Origin of the sequence: Pedobacter sp. SYP-B3415 (assembly GCF_004138205.1) — a bacterium.
Classification (GTDB): domain Bacteria; phylum Bacteroidota; class Bacteroidia; order Sphingobacteriales; family Sphingobacteriaceae; genus Pedobacter.
Genome location: NZ_RXNQ01000032.1, coordinates 318,907 through 339,007, shown reverse-complemented (window position 1 = coordinate 339,007; position 20,101 = coordinate 318,907). Strand labels below are relative to the sequence as shown.

Annotated in this window: 20 protein-coding genes; 14 read left to right on the top strand and 6 right to left on the bottom strand. The window is 45.7% G+C overall.

The features are described 5' to 3' along the window. Positions 1-622: 622 nt before the first annotated feature. The 3 genes from EJV45_RS13390 to EJV45_RS19775 all read right to left on the bottom strand — a co-directional run bounded on the left by EJV45_RS13390 (position 623) and on the right by EJV45_RS19775 (position 1,718). Entirely contained in the window at positions 623-1,126 is a 504-nt protein-coding gene (locus EJV45_RS13390; protein ID WP_129716184.1) for a hypothetical protein, read from the bottom strand. Positions 1,127-1,197: 71 nt separating this feature from the next. Further along, positions 1,198-1,497, bottom strand: coding sequence for a hypothetical protein (locus EJV45_RS13385; protein WP_129716183.1), 300 nt, complete (start codon positions 1,495-1,497; stop codon positions 1,198-1,200). Further along, positions 1,494-1,718, bottom strand: a complete 225-nt coding sequence (locus EJV45_RS19775; protein WP_129716182.1) for a colicin E5-related ribonuclease — start codon at positions 1,716-1,718, stop codon at positions 1,494-1,496. Before EJV45_RS19775 ends, EJV45_RS13385 begins: the two co-directional genes overlap by 4 nt. 902 nt (positions 1,719-2,620) lie before the next feature. On the opposite strand from EJV45_RS19775, the gene EJV45_RS13375 reads away from it, so the two are divergent. From EJV45_RS13375 to EJV45_RS13320, 12 genes are all read left to right on the top strand, one after another. Further along, complete coding sequence (locus tag EJV45_RS13375) at positions 2,621-5,005, top strand: TonB-dependent receptor (RefSeq protein WP_205942384.1); 2,385 nt, start codon at positions 2,621-2,623, stop codon at positions 5,003-5,005. A gap of 12 nt (positions 5,006-5,017) precedes the next feature. Then, positions 5,018-6,271 (top strand): PepSY domain-containing protein, encoded by a 1,254-nt coding sequence (locus EJV45_RS13370; RefSeq protein WP_129716180.1) that lies wholly within the window; start codon positions 5,018-5,020, stop codon positions 6,269-6,271. 320 nt (positions 6,272-6,591) lie between these two features. Continuing rightward, positions 6,592-7,383 carry a helix-turn-helix transcriptional regulator gene (locus EJV45_RS13365; RefSeq protein ID WP_129716179.1) on the top strand — a complete coding sequence of 264 codons (792 nt, stop codon included), beginning with the start codon at positions 6,592-6,594 and terminating at the stop codon, positions 7,381-7,383. A gap of 52 nt (positions 7,384-7,435) precedes the next feature. Then, positions 7,436-7,927 carry a serine hydrolase domain-containing protein gene (locus EJV45_RS19770; protein WP_165305060.1) on the top strand — a complete coding sequence of 164 codons (492 nt, stop codon included), beginning with the start codon at positions 7,436-7,438 and terminating at the stop codon, positions 7,925-7,927. Further along, the gene (locus tag EJV45_RS13355; RefSeq protein WP_205942383.1) at positions 7,924-8,595 is read left to right on the top strand and encodes a serine hydrolase domain-containing protein; all 672 of its coding nucleotides are present in this window, start codon (positions 7,924-7,926) and stop codon (positions 8,593-8,595) included. Before EJV45_RS19770 ends, EJV45_RS13355 begins: the two co-directional genes overlap by 4 nt. A gap of 19 nt (positions 8,596-8,614) precedes the next feature. Beyond that, positions 8,615-8,935, top strand: a complete 321-nt coding sequence (locus EJV45_RS13350) for a hypothetical protein (protein WP_129716176.1) — start codon at positions 8,615-8,617, stop codon at positions 8,933-8,935. Positions 8,936-9,173: 238 nt separating this feature from the next. Next, positions 9,174-10,238, top strand: coding sequence for a helix-turn-helix domain-containing protein (locus EJV45_RS13345; protein ID WP_129716175.1), 1,065 nt, complete (start codon positions 9,174-9,176; stop codon positions 10,236-10,238). A 48-nt stretch (positions 10,239-10,286) separates the two neighbouring features. Then, positions 10,287-11,609, top strand: coding sequence for a DUF2268 domain-containing putative Zn-dependent protease (locus EJV45_RS13340; protein WP_129716174.1), 1,323 nt, complete (start codon positions 10,287-10,289; stop codon positions 11,607-11,609). Between the two features lie 238 nt (positions 11,610-11,847). Further along, entirely contained in the window at positions 11,848-12,279 is a 432-nt protein-coding gene (locus tag EJV45_RS13335) for an NUDIX hydrolase (protein WP_129716173.1), read from the top strand. Between the two features lie 123 nt (positions 12,280-12,402). Continuing rightward, entirely contained in the window at positions 12,403-13,434 is a 1,032-nt protein-coding gene (locus EJV45_RS13330; RefSeq protein ID WP_129716172.1) for a serine hydrolase, read from the top strand. A 111-nt stretch (positions 13,435-13,545) separates the two neighbouring features. After that, on the top strand, positions 13,546-13,899 hold the full coding sequence (locus EJV45_RS13325) for a hypothetical protein (protein ID WP_129716171.1): 354 nt from the start codon (positions 13,546-13,548) through the stop codon (positions 13,897-13,899). Between the two features lie 111 nt (positions 13,900-14,010). After that, entirely contained in the window at positions 14,011-14,676 is a 666-nt protein-coding gene (locus EJV45_RS13320; RefSeq protein ID WP_129716170.1) for a peroxiredoxin, read from the top strand. A 20-nt stretch (positions 14,677-14,696) separates the two neighbouring features. Here the strand turns inward: EJV45_RS13320 and EJV45_RS13315 are convergent, their stop codons facing one another. From EJV45_RS13315 to EJV45_RS13305, 3 genes are all read right to left on the bottom strand, one after another. Then, complete coding sequence (locus tag EJV45_RS13315) at positions 14,697-15,044, bottom strand: MGMT family protein (protein WP_129716169.1); 348 nt, start codon at positions 15,042-15,044, stop codon at positions 14,697-14,699. Then, on the bottom strand, positions 15,016-15,255 hold the full coding sequence (locus tag EJV45_RS13310) for a hypothetical protein (protein ID WP_129716168.1): 240 nt from the start codon (positions 15,253-15,255) through the stop codon (positions 15,016-15,018). Before EJV45_RS13310 ends, EJV45_RS13315 begins: the two co-directional genes overlap by 29 nt. Before the next feature lie 145 nt (positions 15,256-15,400). Beyond that, the gene (locus EJV45_RS13305; protein ID WP_205942382.1) at positions 15,401-16,951 is read right to left on the bottom strand and encodes a sulfatase; all 1,551 of its coding nucleotides are present in this window, start codon (positions 16,949-16,951) and stop codon (positions 15,401-15,403) included. Positions 16,952-17,059: 108 nt separating this feature from the next. Between EJV45_RS13305 and EJV45_RS13300 the strand changes: the two genes are divergently transcribed. Continuing rightward, positions 17,060-17,896, top strand: coding sequence for an alpha/beta hydrolase (locus EJV45_RS13300; RefSeq protein ID WP_129716167.1), 837 nt, complete (start codon positions 17,060-17,062; stop codon positions 17,894-17,896). 118 nt (positions 17,897-18,014) lie between these two features. Next, entirely contained in the window at positions 18,015-20,084 is a 2,070-nt protein-coding gene (locus EJV45_RS13295) for a glycoside hydrolase domain-containing protein (protein WP_129716166.1), read from the top strand. The last annotated feature ends 17 nt before the right edge of the window (positions 20,085-20,101 follow it).

The following is a 20,101-nucleotide window of genomic DNA, read 5'->3' as shown; positions in this document are numbered from 1 at the left end:
TTTGCCGGCATATAAGCCTGCTATAGCTTCCTTTTTGAAGCTTTCAAAGTCAAAGTCTTCTTGTGTTGCCATTGTTTATGTCGATAGTTTAAAGTTACACTATTGACACAGTTCAGGAAACACCCTCGCGGCATAGGGACAAACAAATGTGTGCTTGATGAGCAGCTATCCGATAGTTTTGAAACGATTATCTGTTGAATTTCTTCGGGCTTTGGTTACCGGTGTTTAACATTTGTCTCCTGCATCCGGCCACGCTCCTACATGGTCTTTCAAATCATAATATCCTTTCAGCTCTCACCGGGATGATCCGGCCAAGAAAAATATTTAAAGATATGTTATTGCTGTCGGCTGCCTCAATCTCTTCTCTCATCAGTTTGCGCCTCGCATTCGACAGCATCGTCCTTTGTTAGTGCGCTATGTTTTTACCTTCTCTGAATTATCAACCTACGTTCAATACGATTGAGAAATAGTCAACCTATATGAAAGGCTGCTGGTTGCCGAAACAGAGAATTTGAGATGCTAAAAAAACTCTAGCTTATATACTATCTCTGGCAAACCTCATTAGGAAATTAGGCGCCAAATGACGGAATGTACAAGCTAGCACGTTATTTATTTTAACCTATTAAGTTTCGATATTTACAGCAGTGATTTTATTAATTTTATTGAAATCCAAAGCTATCTTTCGTTTCTTCAATAAAAGTATCAGCGAATCTCGAAATCTTTTGTCGTTAGTCTTGTCAACATTCTTTTTTAAAGCTTTACAAACGATGAAGATGTCAATAAAATGCTCTTTCAATTCATTTGTATCACAAATGTTTATTCGTGAAACTTGTTTTAAGTCTGCTAGGGTTACTAAGCCCGTAATTATCGGTTTGAAGGTTCCGCTTTGAACTATTTCCCCATCATATCCATAAGCAACCCATTTTCCATCTGGAATACCATTTTTTATAGGGATTTTGCTTGATATGTCTCCATTATCAAATTCTGAAAAAACATATCCGGAATAAACTGTCAGTGAATCTTTATAAAACAAGTTGTCCTTTACAACCAATTCCTTAAACGAGGCTTCGGGATTTCCACAAGCTTCTCCCAGAAGGAGAAAAAATATTAGATATACTTTTTTCATTGTCATTTTATATACCGCGTCTAAGTTAAGTGTTCCAACTATGACGCAGTTTATCTTACAGCCTCAACAATTTAAAGTTCTGTTACTATTTCATAATAAATATTATCTCTGTTGTTTATCTTATTCCGTCCCATATTATATCTATCCGATCTTGAATACTCATGCTCACAGTTTGTGAAATCGATTCCCAGATCCATTAAAGGTTGGATGTTATCTCCGATAATTTGAAAAACATCAATACCTAAGATGTTCACACCTTGTTTTTCGCACTCATCAATAAACTCCGCCGCCTGATTATCCTTAAGTAAAAGAAGGCCATAGCGATTTAAGGCTTTCTTTTCAAACAATTTTTCAATTTTATTTAATATCATCTTTTTGTTGGAATGAATGGATTTGCTATAGTATTATCTGGTACCCAATTCGGATCGTTCCAATTGCTTACTTGAATTATATCCCCAGTTTTATTATCCTTCACAACGTAGCTGCCATCTCTATTAAAATATTCCGTTGATGGATTACCATTAGCTTTATTAGTAGCTTGACTTGTAGCATATGGCCTCTCAACCGTTCTTTGAATGCTTTTTCGTCCCAACTTCTTCGACCCTTTTGTTGTTGGATTTTATCGCCGATTCTCACTATACTACCAGGAAAAAAATTCTTTAGTCTTCATAAGATCTCAGCAGGTTAACTAACGATTCAATTGATAATCGGGTGAAAAAGGAAGTTTGTACGGATATTTCCTTGGATCAAATATTATTGGTTATCTACGTTGGATAGTTTGACCAATCATCTCATTGTAATTCACACTGGGCTTCTCATATCTAAATATCTTTAAGCCATCCTTCCTTCCATCCCATTTAGACAGGTTAGGAACAAATTGACGGGTCGCCATCATCTACATGTTTGATTACTCTTCCACTACCATCTACAAACGTTGAAGCTATATGATGAGGTCCTTCTTCGACTCTCATACCATTTGGATCAATTGAATTGATAAGATTATTAAGAACGTGCTTATATGGGGGTGCATTGATATGTTCTCCGCCATCGGATCCAATAGATTCCAGCTCCCAATCACCGGATTAGATCCTCCCCCATAATTATATGCTCCCAGCTCCTCTAGCGGCTTCTTGCCGTTATAAAAATACTTGTCTGTTTCTCCTTTTAAAGTTTTCAACCCTATGCTTAATGACCGTCATTTTGTAGCCTTCCGTGCTGCATTTTAAAAGGCGCTCGTTTATCAAATACCTGACATTTTATGGATGCGCTGAGTATCTTGCTCATGCTTTTGTTCAAAGAATGGAATCTTCCTACAACCAATCAGGGAACTAACTTCCGCTATATTCAATTTTATTTGGATTTAATCTAAATAACAATATACATTTGCAGCGCTTATTTACCTTTAGTACGCTCAATATTCACATGATCAAACATTTCTTATTTTTCTTCTTCCTTGTCAGCCTATCTATATGCACGACCGCTCAGGCACAAACCATGCAAACCATAAGTGGCGTAGTAGTCGATGAAAAAGGCGACCCGCTGCCGGGTGCCACCGTCGCAATCGAAGGTACATCGCTAAACGTTGCTACCGACACAAGAGGCCGGTACAGCATCAACCTCTCACCCGGCACCTATATTCTGCGCGTAAGCTTTATCGGCTACGCCCCCGTTTCAGCAAGGACTACCATCTCCGCAGGCGTCAGCGTCAGGCAAAACATCTCGTTATCAACCGATAATTCATCACTGCAACAGGTTGAAATAACTGGTCGCAAAGAAAAAACCTATAAAACCAGGTCAACCTTTATTGGCAACAAAACGGAGACAGACATCAAAGATCTAACCCAGTCTGTATCGTATGCCAGCAAGGAGTTGATGGCCGACCAGGGTGTTGTACGTACCGGCGACGTGGTTAAAAACTTTAGCGGTGTCAATCAATTTACCTTTTATGATGACCTCACCATTCGCGGTTTTCGTGTAAACGGCCAGAGCAATACGCAGCTGGTTAATGGTTTGCGTACCAGTACAGGCTTTTGGAAACAGCCGCTTACCAATTACCTCGAGCGTGTTGAGGTACTTAAAGGTCCTTCATCAGCGCTGTATGGCAATGCCAGCCCGGGCGGTGTAGTTAACCGTGTAACCAAAAAGCCGCTGAATGAAACCCGCCGCCAGATCAGCATGTCACTGGGCAGCTTCAATACCCTGCGTGGTTTGGCTGACTTTACCGGCCCGGCTAACAAAGACAGCTCATTGCTTTATCGCGTTAACCTGGGTTATGAAGATGCAGGTTCGTTCCGCGACCTGCAGTTTGACAAAAACGTCGTGGTTGCACCCTCGCTTACTTTTATCGCCTCTGAAAACACGAGCATCAACTTTGATATGGTGTATAACAATTCGCGCTCAAGGCTGGACAGAGGCCAATCTGTAATTGGCAATGACCTTCACTCAACCCCACAGTCGCTTGCTTTGAGTACCGCGAACGACTTTCTGAACGAGCAAACTTATATTGTCACGTTATCTTTAAACCATAAGTTCAGCGATAATTTAAACTTCAACGCAGCTTACTCGAAAACCGGTTACCAGGAAGATTTATATGAGCACCGCAGCGCAAATGCCTATGCAAAGGCCAAGTCAGGCAGCGATATACCCAATCTTGTTGCCATGCAGGTATTTCAGCGCAAGCGCAAACGTTATATTGATAACCTGAGCGGTTACCTTAATTACAATGTTAAAACCGGACCTTTTGAACACCGGATTGTTGCGGGATATGATTACGGCAGCGAAAAAATGCCCCCGGGTGCATCGCAGCTGACCGCATCAGGGTACAGAAATGCAGCGAATACAGGCACAATCGCCAACTATGTGGCTAAAGATAGCTTACGGTACCTTCGTGATTCGCGGGGCAATCCTATACCCAACATCCCTTCTTTTGATCTAACCAATCCCACCAATTCACAGCGTATGCAGGATGACAGCAAGGCCTTTTTTGCCCCTACCAGCCTGGCACCGACCTATTATTACCTGAACGCGGGTTATGTGCAGGATCAGATTAAGATTGGCCGTTTGCAGGCGCTGCTGGGCGTACGTTATGAATACTATACCGATTTTTTAAATTATGCAACTTCTACGGAGCAGAAAACCCACTCGGGTGCATGGCTGCCACGTTTCGGCTTAGTTTATACCGCTACAAAAAATATCAACGTATATGGAACATATGTAATGGGTTACAATCCGCAGACCGCTGCTAACCTGGCTAACCCGAACGCAGGTGGTCCGTTCGATCCGGTTACCAGCGAGATGATTGAGTTTGGCGCAAAAAGCAGCTGGTTCGATGACAGATTGAGCATCACAACCTCTGTTTATCAGATTGAACAAAATAATACGCTGTATAATGCGAATGATGCCAGCAACCCCGACCTGCTGAGGCAGATCGGTAAAGAGCGGGCACGTGGTGTGGAGTTTGATATCACAGGACGGATATTGCCGAACTGGAGCATACTGGCGTCATACGCGTACAACGATGCCAGGATTGTTGAGAGTCTTGTACCGGGCGAACTTGGCCTGCAGAAACCAAATGCTCCAAAAAACACTGCAAACGTCTGGACACGGTATAACTTCGCACGCGGTCCGCTGAATGGATTTGGCCTGGCAGTTGGCTCAAACTATGTCGACAAGCGCAATCTGTCTCTCAACTTCACGCAGACGATACCGGCGTACCTGCTGATAAATGCTGCTGCTTACTACCGTGTGAACAAAGTCCAATTGCAGGTTAATGCCAATAACATCACCGGCAAAAAATACTGGGTAGGCGGATATGACTACATCAGGCTGTTTCCGGGCGCGCCCGCGAATTATCTGCTAACATTAACCTACGATTTTTAACAAGTTGACGAAATGATCTGGAAACGCGTTAAAGCGGCAGCCGCATGGCTGCATTTATGGGTAGGCCTGGTTACGGGCATCGTTGTCGTCATCGTATCAGTAACAGGGTGTATCCTCGTGTTTGAAGAAGAACTCTTTAATACATTTCACCGCGATCTCGTCAGGGTGAAGCAAACCGGCCCGGCAAGGCCGGTTTCTGAGTTGTTAGTGATTGCAAAAAATAAGCTGGGCCTAAAAAAGCCCGTTACCGATATCCGCATAAATGAAGCAGACCGCAGCTATATCTTTTCGGCATCAAAAACCAATAAAAAAGAAAACATCCAATGGTGGAATTATTTCAGCCAGTTCAGGTACAGGGATGATCTGTACATGAACCAATACACGGGCGAAGTGCTTGGTGTTATTGATGTCAGATACGAGTTTTTTAATGTTGTTGAACAGCTGCACCGGCAACTGCTGCTTATTAAACCGGTAGGCAGTGTTGTTATCGGCTCTTGTATCTTGCTGTTTTTGCTCATGATGATCACCGGCTTTATACTATGGCTGCCAAAAAATTTGAAGCAGCTTAAAAAAAGTCTGGCGGTTAAATGGGGTGCCCGGTGGAAACGTGTAAATTACGACCTGCATAACAGCCTTGGTTTTTACGTACTGCCGATCGCTATGCTCATTGCTATAACAGGTCTGGTATGGTCATTCAGATGGTGGGAAGCCGGTATATACCGCATCTTTGGCTCACCTGGCAAGATTGAACTAATACGCAAAGCGCCGGCTACAATTGATTCTGATGCCATTAACGGCAATAACACACTAGATCATGTTTTAGCCCGGATACAAAAAGAGATCAACTATAATTATGTCACCATTGGGCTTAACCTGCCTGAAAAGGAAGAGCCAACGCTAATGGCTTTTGTATATCATAAGAACCGCAGCGACGGCTGGCGTAACATGAGCTATTTTTATTTTGACATGCGCACCGGTAAGCAGTTTGATCAACTGATGCACAGCACAAAACCCCTGGGCTTGAAGTGGCGCAACTCAAATAAAGACATTCATACAGGTAAGATCTATGGGTTTGGCACACAACTGCTCGCTTTTGCAGCCAGTTTAGTTTGTGCATCATTACCCATAACCGGTTTTTTAATTTGGTGGGGTAAACGCAAAAAGAAAAGCAAAAAGTCATCCCTGAAGCGTTCGTCCTCTTTAAATCAAAACTTGGTATTTGAGGATGAGCCTCCTGTATTGTTCCATCACCAGCATGAGAGATAAAACGCAGGCATGATCTGATCTTCTACCAGCGATGAATGGCAGGTTATCCAGGCGGGCCTGCACAACACATACCTGAGAGCCAGATGCATAGATCAGCTTCCACCTGGACCGACTGGAATCTCCGCATACCCAGCGAAAATACCCGTTTATATGTACCTGACAGTACGTTCAGTTACACACCGCGCGTCGCTAAAGAACTAAGTTTAGATAGAATGACATGAATCTTGCATTTCGGCACTAATGAGTGCCTTTGCGGATAAAAAGACGGTCCGTCCGGCTTGTGAAAAAGCATTGAAGACTTATCTTTAATCTTAAATCTGATGACAGAGTTGCTTAGCCTTGAAGAAGGACAATATTTAGGTAAAAACAGGAGGAGCCTCCATTACGACAAACTGAATTTTATTGATACGACCTATCATGAAAAGGTGTTTAATGGCTGGCATATGCACGAGCGCGCGCACCTTACCCTGGTACTGAATGGCGGCAACCGGGAGATACGAAAAAATTCGGACCGGGCCCTGATTACCGGTCAGGTTGTCTTTTACCACAGCGGGGAAGTGCACCGGAACGACCATACGATAGTACCGTCACGTAATCTTAACCTCGAAATAGACCCTGGCTTTTTCGCAGATTACCAACTTACGGAGCAGCAAATTGACACCGCAATCAGGAACGGCCAGCTCAGTTCGCTGGAAATAATGAGCTTATTTAACGAAGTTCTTTTTCAAGAGGATACTTCGACCGCCGGTGTCCACCTGTTGCTTCTTGGCGCTGTCACTGAGGTGGCTAAGCGCAATATTCCTGATTGGCTGTTACGTCTGCGCGACCTGCTGAACGACCGTTGGGACAGCTGGCCTTCGTTATGCGATCTGGCTGCTGAAGCTGATGTACACCCGGTTACAATTTCAAAATATTTTCATCGTTTCTTCGAGTGCACTTTAGGTGTTTACATGCGTAAACTGAAGGCACAGCATGCTTTTACAATGATCCGTTCGGGCAATCATTCGCTTTCAGAGATCGCACATGCCTGTGGGTTTGCCGATCAAAGCCATTTTAGCCGTTGTTTTAAAGCTACTACCGGTATGTTGCCCAAGTATTTTGAGGGGATCTGAACGGCTAATTTTGTTCTATTTTTTCATTCCTGCACGCTGTATGTTTGCTTGTATGGAAACCAAAAACCGGAAGGTGCTCATCCTGCTTTGTTTACTTCTCCCGGCAGTCAGTTATGCCCAGGGAACGTCAGCGCGATTAGATAGCCTGTTCAAATCAGTTGCTGCTAAAGATATGTTTAACGGGAACGTGCTGGTGGCGCAGCAAGGAAAGATTCTTTACAGGAAATCTTTTGGTTATGCCGATCTGGAACGAAAAAAGCTGAATAATGTCAATACCGGTTTCCAGCTTGCCTCTCTTTCTAAGGTATTTACTGCCATTGCAGTTCTGCAGCTATATGAGCAAGGGAAACTGAGGCTTGATGAAACCTTCAGGACGTACATACCTAAATTTCCTTATCAGGAAATCACGATCCGTCAGTTACTGTCTCACACCTCAGGTCTTTCCGATCAGGATCTGGCTGCTGCTTTCACTGCCTTCGAAAATACAACGGGACGAAGACCGATAACAACGACCTGGTGGCAATCATGGCGTCCGCCAATGTGAAACTAAAATTATCTCCCGGCGAAAAATGGTGGTACTGTAACCTCGGATACGAGCTGTTGGCAACGCTCGTGGCACATATTTCCAAAATGCCTTTTGACGCTTACCTGGACAGGTTTTTTTTTAAACCCGCGAAGTTACAAGACACCTATCTCAAAAGGCCGGGTATAACCAGCGCAACCACAGCAAACAATTACGATTACGAGTCCAGGTATGCCCCTGCAAAAATCCGGGTAGACCTCGATAAACCGGATTATACTGAAGCCGCATCGGGCCACAGCAATATGGTCAGTACAACCGGTGATCTGTACAAGCTTGATCAGGCACTCTATGATGAGACACTACTTAAACAACAAACGCTGAAAATAGCGTTTACACCTGATAAGCTAAAAAACGGCGCAGACAACCTGGTCTGGATGAATATCGGTGGCATGGGTCAGGCACTTGATGGCCTGGGTTGGTTCATCTTCAGCGACGAATCTAAGGGGGAGACCATTTGGCATGCGGGTGGCATGCAGGGCGCTGTGACCATTTTGCTACGCAATATCAACAGCAGACAGATGGTTGTTATGTTGGATAACACCGGCAGCGAAGGGTTGTATAAAACCGCATTGAACGCGCTACGGGTTTTAAACAGTCAGAAGTTAGTATCAAACAAAAAAAAACCTTAGCCGGATCTATGGCAGGGCGATGATGGAAGGCGGCGCCGATCACGCGATGGCCGTATTACAAACGCTGAAAGCCGATACCGCGAATTATAACCTCAACGAGAATGACATGAATAATTTAGGGTACGCTTTCCTCGCCGACAAACAACAAACACAGGGACTTGAGACATTAAAAATCAACTGCCTGCTGTTTCCCCAGAGTGATAATGTCTACAATAGCTATGGGGAAGCATTGGCCGGTGCCGGTAAAAAGTGCGATGCTATTGCTATGTACAGAAAGTCGCTGGTCATCAACCCTAAAAACGAAGATTCAAAAAAAGCGCTGCAGGCGTTATTAAAGTGACATTGTTTGCATGCTGCGATCGACCGCCCGCTTCCTGTCAACTATTTAAGAATATCACCTTTCACTTAATAGATGCAACATAAAACACTGAGCTTGAAAAAATGGCTTGATTCGGCAGCTGCCCGAGGTATTGATTGTTCAGCAGGAAGAACAGTCGTAACGAAGGCCGGGAGAGTATCAGCCTTATTGTTAACGGGTTCTCCTGAATTAAAATGAGCAAAAAGTTTAATTTTGAGACATGAATGCAACTATTGTCCTGACTGCAGCTATACAGGGATTTCTGATTGCAACAGGCTTACTGTCTAAAAGGATTCATAACAGGCCGCCACTGGTTTACCTCGGCATACTTGTACTGGTTCTCTCTATAGAAATGCTTTTTTCATGGGGTGGAACAACGGGATTCAACAATCATCCCGATACTTTCCCTTACTGGCTTATAAGATCATATCTGATTATCCCGCCGGCCCTCTGGCTGTTTTTCCGGCATCACGAGAACCCAGCCTTCAAATTCAATATGTCGCAACTGTGGTATTTCATACCAGCTCTGGTTGATGTTCTTATTTCGTCGGTGGCATATTTGTCAAGGGGCAGATTTTTGTCGCCGGGACAATCGTACCTATGGGTGGCCCTGATAGACTGGCTGCCACTTTTACTCACCATTTCTGTATTGGTGTGGTATACCAATAAGTGGCTTCTCCGGGTTACCGATGAGCGGCAGAGACTGAACTCACAAAATTTAAAGATCATAACGGTACTGATCGTTTTCTGGCTGTTATCTGCCATCTGGTTTATGGAAAGCGTACTTCGCATCAACCTTCATGTGGTGTTTCAAACGCTAACCGTTGCTATGTTATTCGTGCTGGCCTATGTCGCCTACTTTAAACCTGGCTTTCTTGAAAGCCCGCCACCCTCATTACAGAAACGCTCTGCAGAATTCTCAAATTTTAATGATGAAACAGAACTGGTACGCCTGACCAACCTGTTCAAAAATGACCGGATTTTTAAACAACCGCGACTAACCCTGACGCAAGTCGGAAACAGCTTAAATTTGCCTGCCAAGTATATATCTTACCTGGTTAACCAGTATCGAAACTGCAACTTTAATGATTTTGTAAATGGATACCGGGTTGCCGAAGTTATTCGCTTAATCCCGCTTGAGCCTCATAAAACACTCGCCGGTATTGCGACGGACGCAGGTTTCAGCAGCCGATCCACTTTCCAGCAGGTATTTAAGCAGCAAACGGGAAAACCGCCTTCAGCTTATCTGCCAGACAAGTCCGAAATCATGATTTCACACATCTGAGCGTATCAGGTCCTGACCTCATACGCTTTCTTTGTTGAAAAATCACACATGAAAAGACTCATTGCCGGCTGCATGGCTTTGCTGCTGATATGTAGCGCAAAAGCTCAGGTTATCCAAAAAACAAACATCGGAGATACCATTGTTAAAGAATTAAGGAAGGATGACACCCTGCGTTATGCGCTCAACTTCAGGCAAGGCGGGGTCTATAAATTCACAGTCCGGCAACTGGGCATCGGTATCTATTACCAGCTCAGCGATCCTTCCGGAAGGATGCTCGTTCGGAGCGATGCACCCGAAGACATAGACGACATTGAAAGATTTGATTTTGATGCCACGCAAAGCGGAACATATACTTTCCGGATGAACCGCTTTAAACATCCGGAAAACCCCGAGTCCGGCAGATTTAGTCTGTTAATCGACAGCCTGCCACCCAGGGAAATTGAGCGCAGGAAGATGATCAGGCAATCGCTTGTGAAGGAAAATCAAAAAGTTGTATTAACGCGGGACATTGACCACTTCTGGATTGCCTTCGACCGTTTGAAAGTATGCAGGAACTTTGCAGACAGCTGCCGCTCGTTCCAGGAGGAATATCTGGACAAGGCGACAGACGGATTACGCGATTTTATTCGCGTCAGAGACCTGACGGCTGAAAAATATGCACGTATGGCTGCCCGTTATCCAAAGTTTTTATCGAGCATCCGCAATAATACGACCCTTGTGAAGCAGTGGGAACTGGCGGTAAATAACGTCTTTGCCCGGTTCGCGAAACGCTACCCCGCATTCAAACCACTGAAAGTTTGCTTTGCCATGGGTATTCTCAATACAGGAGGAACAGTTTCGAATCGCTTTGTGCTGGTCGGCACTGAATTAGCCGCTTCCACCATCAATGCTGATCTTTCGGAATTTCCTCCCGGAGCTTTTAAGGAAAGGCTTGCGTTTCAGGGAGATCTGACCCAAAAGGTCATTAGTCTGATCGCTCATGAATGCGTTCATACGCAACAGCCGCCAGTTAGCTCATCCGGCGACAGCTGCCCCTTACTTGCCCAGAGCCTTCGGGAGGGTGTTGCCGATTTTGTCGGCGAACTGATTTCAGGGGATTCCTATACAAAAAATCATGAATACGGAAATGCCAATGAGAAAAACCTATGGCAGGAATTTAAGCAGACGATGTGCTCCAAAAAAACGGAATACTGGCTTTACAATGCCACCACCATAAAAGGCCGGCCATCAGACCTGGGGTATTACATCGGCTACCGCATAGCCAAAACTTATTACGCAAAGCATACAGATAAGAGCGCCGCTTTGAAGGAAATTATTGGTATAACCGATCCTCAAGACTTTCTCACACGCAGTGGTTACGATCCAAAATAAGTTATCATGGAACCGAAAATTCCAGCAAACACTTAAATTGCACGTATATCGGCCTGATTACCGCGCCGCATCATGATAAAGTAAACATCCTATGAAATCCTTCTGGACCTTATTTTTATTTTACAGCGCCTTAATTTCAAATGATTGCATGGGGCAAAACAATGTGGTGCCGGCTAAAGCAAAGGATAATTATACCGTCCAATATTTAATGGTTTTGAATAGCCATAAACAAATATTAATGATGAAAAACAAGCTTGGCTGGCATATGCCTGCGCTCCGGTCTGAGAAACCTCAGGGTATAAGGGAAGCGCTGGATAGTCTTGCCAAAGCCATTGGGGTGCGCATCAGTAACATCAACTTGTCAGGATTATATACGCATAAGTTCAGAGGACTGCCTGATCATCCTGAGGTTTCGTTCCGGACCTACTATACCGCCACGTACCTGAGCGGCAAGATTAGTCAACCGGCCGATAAAAACACAGAATACCACTGGGTAGAGGCAAATAAAGCCTTACCGCTCCTGCATTTTGATTTTATGAAACAGCAGATCGGTCCGATCCTGCGCGAACCTAAGAAAGTCTGGGGTGGTACTTTTCTGATAAACTGGGAAAACGATCAATTCAAAAACAGTGAGATTATTGAAAATATATACCAGCTCGGGGGCAACTAACAGCGGCCATTTACAGGCTGGTGAGGCCGTTGAAATGGCCGGCCTGCGAATTTAGTTCCTGTCAGTATCCTTTCCAATCATCATCAGTCAATGAACTGATTACCTCCACGCATCTTTCATGACATGAAAAAAGTTATAATCCTATTTATTTTATGGGCAGGCATCAGCAAAGCCCAGGTACATACGCATTCAGGAAAGCAGATTGGCATTTCGTTATTAGAAATTAAGGTTCGGAAAGCCCTGGATTCACTGAAAATACCCGGCATGTCGCTGGCAATCATCAATAAAGGGAAGGTCGTATACGCCAACGGATTTGGCTTTGCCGACCTCAAGAGCAACAAAGCGGTCACCGCTCATACTTACTTCGAAGCCGCATCGCTGTCTAAACCGGTCTTTAGCTTCTATGTTCAGAAACTGGCCCGTGAGGGTGTCATCGATCTGGACAAACCGTTATTTGGCTATTTGCCTGCGGCGGATATTGCTGACGAACGCTATAAGAAACTGACTGCACGCATGGTGTTAAGCCATACCACCGGCTTGCCAAACTGGCGTGAGGGCAACAAGATGCAATTGGCGTTTGATCCTGGAACGGCGTTCTCGTATTCTGGTGAGGGCTTTATGTATCTTGCCAAAGTTATAGCCCATTTAAGGAAACGTTCATTAGGTAACCTGGATGAAGATTTTCAGCGTGAAGTGGCTATACCGCTTCACCTCAAAAATTTCCACTTTGTTTTAACCGCGAAAACTAAGGGAAACTTAGCTGCGGGTTACCAGGATGGCCTGACTGTGTTTGATGAGCGGGACCGGCAAAGTTTTGACGCTGCGGGGGGAATGTTTGCCAACGTAATGAACTATTCAGACTTTCTCGTCGGGGTTATGAAACAAAGAGCAGCTTATCCGGCCTTATTTACAGCGATCATAGATTTAAAGGCGGGTGATCCGGTAAAACAGTTTTTTAAGGTAGATAGTTGGACGGCAGGTTTAGCAGTGATCAGGATGAATGGTGCTGCCATGTTCTGGCATGGCGGCAACAATCTTGGTTACACTTCATCCTTTATGATCGATCCCGACAAACAATTCGGTTATGTTTTTTTCACCAACGCTGATCAGGCTAATGCAATGAAACAGACTATTGAGAACATCCTTTTCAAATAAAGCTGTAACGTAAACATCTTCCCGACAATAAACAGACCCGGGCCGATTGCGATATACATGCAGGATGACAGATCAGGGAGTTGAAACGCCATAGCTACCAAAACCTATTCAATGAAACATACTTCCTTATGGTTATGCATATTTTTGATGTGTGCATCAAATGTCCGGGCGCAAACCCTGCAAACCATTGTTGATAAAATTAAATCCATCCGCAGTGCCGGCTGTACTGAAGTTGTCAAATTTAAGTTGTCTTTTCAGGACGATTACTCAATAGATACCTTTAATACCCAGGTCGCTGTCGTACCGTCAGAAATGCAGATGGGCGGCTATTATTACATACAGGGCAAAAACGATACTTATTTGTTTGATGGAACCAAGGCCGTATGGCTAAATCTACGCGATTCCACCTATAAGATCAATTCAAAAGCGGTAGGCGGACAGTACACACGTAGCTTATTGTATTGAGGAAAAGAAATTGAAAAATACCTTGAGGCCCCCTCGAAAATAAAACAGCAGAACGATACAATTGTCAATAAAACTGCCTGCCGCCATTACCTTGTAACACGGAAAGACACAGTGGAGAAGAATAAACGGGTATATAATGCTGTGAGCGTCATCATTGACAAGACAAATTCACTGCCTGTAATTGTCCGGTCTACCTGGAATGGATTCGCCGACGACGGCGCTTACATGGGGATGTTTGAGCAACACACATTTCAGGATTATCAACTTAACAAATCACCCAGCCGCGACCTGTCTACAGCAATGATACCGGCAGGTTTCAAATTACCGGTCAGAAATGAGCCCGTCCCCATGCTGGCTGCTGGCAGCCTGGCACCAGATTTAAAGCTCACAAGTTTAACCGGTAAAGATTTTTCATTAGGCAGCCTGCGCGGGAAAACCGTATTGCTCAACTTCACAACCGATGGCTGCCCGCATTGCGTAAATGCCGCTCAAATGCTTATCCGTTTGTACGAACAATACAATAACAAAGATTTCGAAATCATCAGCATCTATCAGTCTGACTACAACAACGTGAAGACGGTGGCTAGGTTTGACGCAAAACACAAAATCAAATATCCAAGTTATATGGCCGAATCTACCGCTGCCGGCACGTATCATATAAACGGTTATCCGAATTTTTATCTCCTGGATAAGAAGGGAATAATTATTCGGGCCTATGAAGGCTTTTATACGGAACTTGAAAAACAGATTATTGATAAAATTGGCGCGATCAGGTAATTCAAATGTTCAGACGTTTGCTAGTCCATTAACGGATCCCAAAATAATTTGTCGAAATCAATGACCCGGTCATCTCTGATCTGTATGCCCTCTGCCTCCAGCAATTGCTGCATCTTAGTATCGGTAGCATAATGCTGCTTCCCTGTCAGCATCCCCAGCCGGTTTACGACCCGATGAATCGGGAGTCCGCTATCCTGGGCCATTATGCACGCAGTGCCAACCAGTCGCGAACTGCGCGCAGCACCGAGCGCCCGGGCAATGGCGCCATAAGTGGTTACCCGGCCGGGCGGAATCAGGCTGATTGCGTGGTAAACCTGATCAATAAAATCTTGTTTCTTGTTAAGCACAGTGAAAAACGCTTTGAACATCCGCAAGGCGAATATAAACATCAATCTCGCATGGCAGCGACCAGCCGAGGGCCACAAACTTTCCGAAGTCAAGGATGAAGTCAACAAAATCAGTTCCGCGCGATAATCGCACGATCAAATCGTTTTCTGATGTCCAGGCCATTGATTCGACCAGATCGCCATAGCGCTTTTTTATCATGGCTGCGAAAGCAATCAATTCGTCGTTTTGCATGGCCTTCCAACATATTCGGGAAGGATTAGTTTGTATTTTTCGAAGATCAATTTGGTGTTCGGAACTATACGTATCTTCTACCTCCCTGCATCCGGACAAGACAGGCGGACTTTTAACCTTTTCTCTTTCAACTTTCTACCTTCCATCAATACGTTCCCTCATAAAGATGATCATTTTTTCGCTGCAAAACCGGGTTAAGAGGAATATATAATCCTTTTGTTTTTTCCATCCATTGCCACAACTCCAGGTTCAACTCTTTCGCAACCTGCTGGTGCGCCGCGCTTCTGATCAGGTTATTCAGTTCATCCGGATCTTCACGCAGGTCATACAACTGGTCGATATCCCAGACGCCCTGACTGCGAATAAATTTATACCGGTCGGTTCGCACAGCATACTGTGTTGGTGTTTGTGGAAACGCATTTTCCCAGTAATACTCATAAAAAAAACGATTGCGCCATTCCGTTTTTTCTGCTTTCAAAAGTGGTGCAAAAGACGCTCCCTGCATCTGCTGCGGTTTTTTAATACCGGCCAGTGCCAGAATGGTTGGCGCGATGTCAATATTCAGAACCATTTGATTAATCACACTTCCGGGTTTGATCAACGCGGGGCACCTCGCGAGCAACGGTACACGCATCGATTCTTCGAACGCATGCCGCTTATCAATGAGGCCATGTTCGCCGAAAGAAAAACCGTTATCGCCCATATAGATCACAAGTGTTTCCTCATCAAGATTATTTTCTTTCAGGTATTGCAGCACCCGGTCTACGCTGTTGTCAATTCCCATGAGCGTTTCAAGATAGTCGATATAAAACTTATCAAAATCGGTCTGACCATGGTACATAAAATCCACACCATGCCAGCTGTACCGCTGCGCGCGAACCCACCGGGGAATATCGGCATAGTTGATTTTTCTTCCGGTACTATCTGCCTGTTTGCCTTTGCTGAACCGCTTGCTTTGCGCAGTGGCGGTAGAAAACATGGATACCGGGTATTGAATGCCTAAATTTTGATAACGTCCCTTATCCTGTTTCGAGGGACTAAATTCCGCATGCACAGCCTTGTGCGAAAGGTACACGAAGAATGGCTTGTTCCGGTCGCGCTTTTTAAGGAAATCGAGCGTAAGGTCTGTCAGAACATCTGTAATGTAAGCGCTATCTTTATAAGCCACCAGCCTGCCATCTATATTAACCTTCGGATTGTAATAGACACCCTGACCGGCAAAACTGACCCAGCGATCAAAGCCCGGTCTTGGCTCCCCGCCGCCCCCGCCCATATGCCATTTACCAAAAAAACCTGTCTGGTATCCTGCCTGCTGCAGGTACTGCGGAAAATATACGAGGTGATCCGGAGCCGGAGATTCGTTATCAACAACTGTGTGCGTATGCGCATATTGTCCGGTGAGGATCGAAGCACGGCTCGGCGAACATAGTGCTGTAGTGACAAATGCTTGTTTCAGGTGTGCACCCTCCTTTGCAAGCCGGTCCAGCGCCGGAGTTTTTAATCCCGGTACTTTCCCTGTGAAACCCATGAAATCATGCCTGTGGTCGTCAGACAATATAAAAATCACATTACGGGGTTTCGAACCGGAAACTTGAGCAGCGGTAACTGCGGCCCTTTTAACAGGCAGTTGTCCGACGCTCTGCGATGCATATCCAGACATGAACAGCACCAGTACAGGAAACAGAAAGGTTTTCATACAGGTTTATTTAAGGCAAGATAGGTACTTTTCACGAACGGCAGGCCTTCAAGTCGGGGCTATGGACTATAGAGCAAAACACCTACCTTTACCAGACACAACACAAATATGAAAACCCTATACTTTATTTGTTTTCTTTTAATCTTTTCGGTCGGCGCATCAGCCCAGCAGAAAGTCCGCTACGGGCTTGAAAAGAACGTCAGTTATTACGACGAGGCCACCGTGCGCGGCAATGCATATATCAGGGAACGCTGCCGGCTTGATCTCTATTACCCGGTAAACCGCAAAAAATTTCCTGCTGTCGTCTGGTTTCACGGTGGCGGACTCACCGGCGGCGACAAAGAACTTCCTGAGGCACTGCTTCGGCAGGGTATTGCCGTAATAGGTGTTGGTTATCGCTTATCGCCCAAAGCCAGCGGCGAAGAAATCATCCGGGATGCGGCAGCGGCTGTAGCCTGGGCCTTTCGCAACATTTCCCGCTTTGGCGGCAGCGACAGCCTGATCTTTGTTTCGGGGCATTCGGCGGGCGCCTATCTGGGCATGATGCTTACCCTCGACCGCAGTTACCTGCGCCAGCATGATCTTGAGGCTGATCGCATCGCAGGCCTGATCCCCTTCAGTGGCCAGGCCATTACCCACTTTACCATCCGTAAGGAGAAAGGTATGAAAGACACACAGGCGCTTGTGGATAAATTCGCACCTCTGTACCATGCGCGCGGCGATGCACCGCCAATGCTGCTTATTACCGGCAACCGTGAGCTGGAAATGCTGGGCCGATATGAGGAAAATGCCTATCTGGAACGTATGATGAAGCTAAACGGACATAAGGAAACACAATTACTGGAGCTTGACGGTTATGGGCACAACATGGCTTACCCCGCCTTTCCGTTGCTGCTCAACGAGGTGCGGCGAATTACACGCCGTCTCGGTTATCCGGCTCCCTGACAGATAAAATTCGTATACACCCGCCCGATTGAGGTGGTGTTCCGTTACAATCTTTCGCCTGAAGACAACCAGAGATCTTTCTGTCATGCATACTTTCACAACAAAATAGATAACCTTTATGCCTTTCTATAACAGCCTCCGTTCGTTGCTGACCGGGTCGCTTTTACTCTTAACCGCTGGCTTGTCGGCCCAGGTTCCTGCAGCTGATGTAAATATCTTTTTAGGTACCTCCGGCGACTATGGACAACTCTCACCTGCCGCGTCGGCACCGTTCAGTTACCTGAGCATTGGTCCGCAGACCGATCCGCATATTCACGCCGGGTACGAACACCTTGCAAAAAAATTCAAGGGCTTTACCCACAACCGTTTTGAAGGCGTAGGCTGCAAAGGAAGCGGAGGTATTTTATTTGTTAAACCCTTCACAGGAGCAGACCCCCACAATTTTGAATTGCTGAAAACCGGCGATACAGGCAGTGCGGGTTACTACGCGGTTAACTTCAGCAACGGCATACGCGCAGCCATGAGCGTAGCCGGTTATGAAGGCCTTGAGCAATACAGTTTCCCTGAAGGTACAGCTGAGAAGAAACTATTTATTGATTTTGGTTATGCATTCAACGGTGCGTTTATCGAAGAAAGCCATACCGTGGCGGGCAACCGCATCAACGGACAAATCAGGGCGCGCACAACCTGCGGAGCAGGCGCCTATACCGTTTATTTTGTAATGGAGTTTGGCGGCAGAACGTCATTCAGTCCAGGCAGTTCGGCACATGAACTGATTGCCAGCCAGCCCGGCGCCGGTGTACTTGAGGTACGTACCGCGTTTTCCTCCAATAGCATTGCAGAAGCTGCTGGCCGTCTTGGTAGCCGGCCGCTGGAAATGGTCCGCAAAGCAGCTGCAGCAGCATGGTCTGATGAACTGAGCCGGATTACAGTAAAAGGTGATCCAGCCAGGGAGAAACTTTTTTATTCTATGCTCTACCGCAGCTTACAATCACCCTACGTTGTTTCCGGCAAAAACGGCAGCTACCGTGCCATTGACGGAAGCATTCAGCGGTCTGAGCAGGATGTGTATCATGGCTGGAGCATCTGGGACAATTATAAAACACAGCTGCCCCTGCTTTCGCTTGCTTTTTCCAACCGGTATCAGGCAATTGCCCAATCTGTTGCCAATCTTTACCGGTATGGAAAAAAAGACTACGCTACGCAGACCGAACCCGCCAACTCCGTGCGTACCGAACATGCTATGGTGGTGTTACTTGACGCGCTTAACAAGGGTTACCGACTGAACCTCGACGGCCTGGCCGACTCGCTCATTGCTGAAGCAAAACGAATTGATACCAAAACGCCAGATAAGAGACTGGAAGCTGCCATCGACTATTGGGCGCTGGGAGGAATTTTCAAACACATGAAGCGTGATCAAGATGCGGAGCGCTACCGGCAAATGGCCGCCTCCATGTGGCGTACCACCTGGAACCAGGATTTCAAAGACCTAACTAAAAACGACGTAGACAGGCTACCGGCGCGAAATATGTACCAGGGTACGGTCTGGCAGTATCGCTGGCTGGTTCCCTATGATTTAAAAGGCCTGATTTCGGCTGCCGGCGGCGCGCAGGAATTTATATCGCAACTGGATACATTTTTCGGCAAAAATTACTATACGCACACCAACGAACCGGATATTCAGGCTCCGGTATTTTACAATGCTGCCGGTCAGCCCTGGAAAAGTCAGAAGCTTATGCGAAGCATTGCGCTGGATACGATTACCGAGAATTATTTTAACAGCAATGAGCGTGACATAGGCGCATACATTGGCCGCGTATTTAAAAATCAGCCCGAAGCTTTGCTGCGCACGATGGATGATGACGGCGGAGCCATGTCGTCCTGGTTCGTGCTTGCGGCAGTTGGTATGTATCCTGCAGTGGTAGGTCATGATGTTTATTACCTGAACGTACCCGCTTTTCCTTCTGTGCGGCTGCGGCTGCAAGGAAACAAAAGCTTATATATTGTCGTAAAAAACTACTCCGACAGTAATCCATATATTCAACGGGTGGTGCTGAATGGCAAAGATCTGAAACGCACCTGGCTCACGCACGCGGAAATCATGCAGGGCGGTACGCTCGAGATTACGGCCAATCCGAAACCACAGCCCTATGGCAGTGAAAATTTGTGGGTAAGTGCGGGGAACTAGGTTCTGTTAATGCACCA

Excerpts from the sequence above, each read along its gene's own strand:
- EJV45_RS13345 (WP_129716175.1), top strand. The coding sequence starts at position 9,174 with ATGAATGCAACTATTGTCCTGACTGCAGCTATACAGGGATTTCTGATT.
- EJV45_RS19770 (WP_165305060.1), top strand. The coding sequence starts at position 7,436 with ATGGAAACCAAAAACCGGAAGGTGCTCATCCTGCTTTGTTTACTTCTC.
- EJV45_RS13335 (WP_129716173.1), top strand. The coding sequence starts at position 11,848 with ATGATGAAAAACAAGCTTGGCTGGCATATGCCTGCGCTCCGGTCTGAG.
- EJV45_RS13325 (WP_129716171.1), top strand. The coding sequence starts at position 13,546 with ATGAAACATACTTCCTTATGGTTATGCATATTTTTGATGTGTGCATCA.
- EJV45_RS13315 (WP_129716169.1), bottom strand. The coding sequence starts at position 15,044 with ATGTTCAAAGCGTTTTTCACTGTGCTTAACAAGAAACAAGATTTTATT.
- EJV45_RS13385 (WP_129716183.1), bottom strand. The coding sequence starts at position 1,497 with ATGATATTAAATAAAATTGAAAAATTGTTTGAAAAGAAAGCCTTAAAT.
- EJV45_RS13300 (WP_129716167.1), top strand. The coding sequence starts at position 17,060 with ATGAAAACCCTATACTTTATTTGTTTTCTTTTAATCTTTTCGGTCGGC.
- EJV45_RS13390 (WP_129716184.1), bottom strand. The coding sequence starts at position 1,126 with ATGAAAAAAGTATATCTAATATTTTTTCTCCTTCTGGGAGAAGCTTGT.
- EJV45_RS13340 (WP_129716174.1), top strand. The coding sequence starts at position 10,287 with ATGAAAAGACTCATTGCCGGCTGCATGGCTTTGCTGCTGATATGTAGC.
- EJV45_RS13310 (WP_129716168.1), bottom strand. The coding sequence starts at position 15,255 with ATGCAAAACGACGAATTGATTGCTTTCGCAGCCATGATAAAAAAGCGC.
- EJV45_RS13295 (WP_129716166.1), top strand. The coding sequence starts at position 18,015 with ATGCCTTTCTATAACAGCCTCCGTTCGTTGCTGACCGGGTCGCTTTTA.
- EJV45_RS13330 (WP_129716172.1), top strand. The coding sequence starts at position 12,403 with ATGAAAAAAGTTATAATCCTATTTATTTTATGGGCAGGCATCAGCAAA.
- EJV45_RS13370 (WP_129716180.1), top strand. The coding sequence starts at position 5,018 with ATGATCTGGAAACGCGTTAAAGCGGCAGCCGCATGGCTGCATTTATGG.
- EJV45_RS13305 (WP_205942382.1), bottom strand. The coding sequence starts at position 16,951 with ATGAAAACCTTTCTGTTTCCTGTACTGGTGCTGTTCATGTCTGGATAT.
- EJV45_RS13365 (WP_129716179.1), top strand. The coding sequence starts at position 6,592 with ATGACAGAGTTGCTTAGCCTTGAAGAAGGACAATATTTAGGTAAAAAC.
- EJV45_RS13375 (WP_205942384.1), top strand. The coding sequence starts at position 2,621 with ATGCAAACCATAAGTGGCGTAGTAGTCGATGAAAAAGGCGACCCGCTG.
- EJV45_RS13350 (WP_129716176.1), top strand. The coding sequence starts at position 8,615 with ATGATGGAAGGCGGCGCCGATCACGCGATGGCCGTATTACAAACGCTG.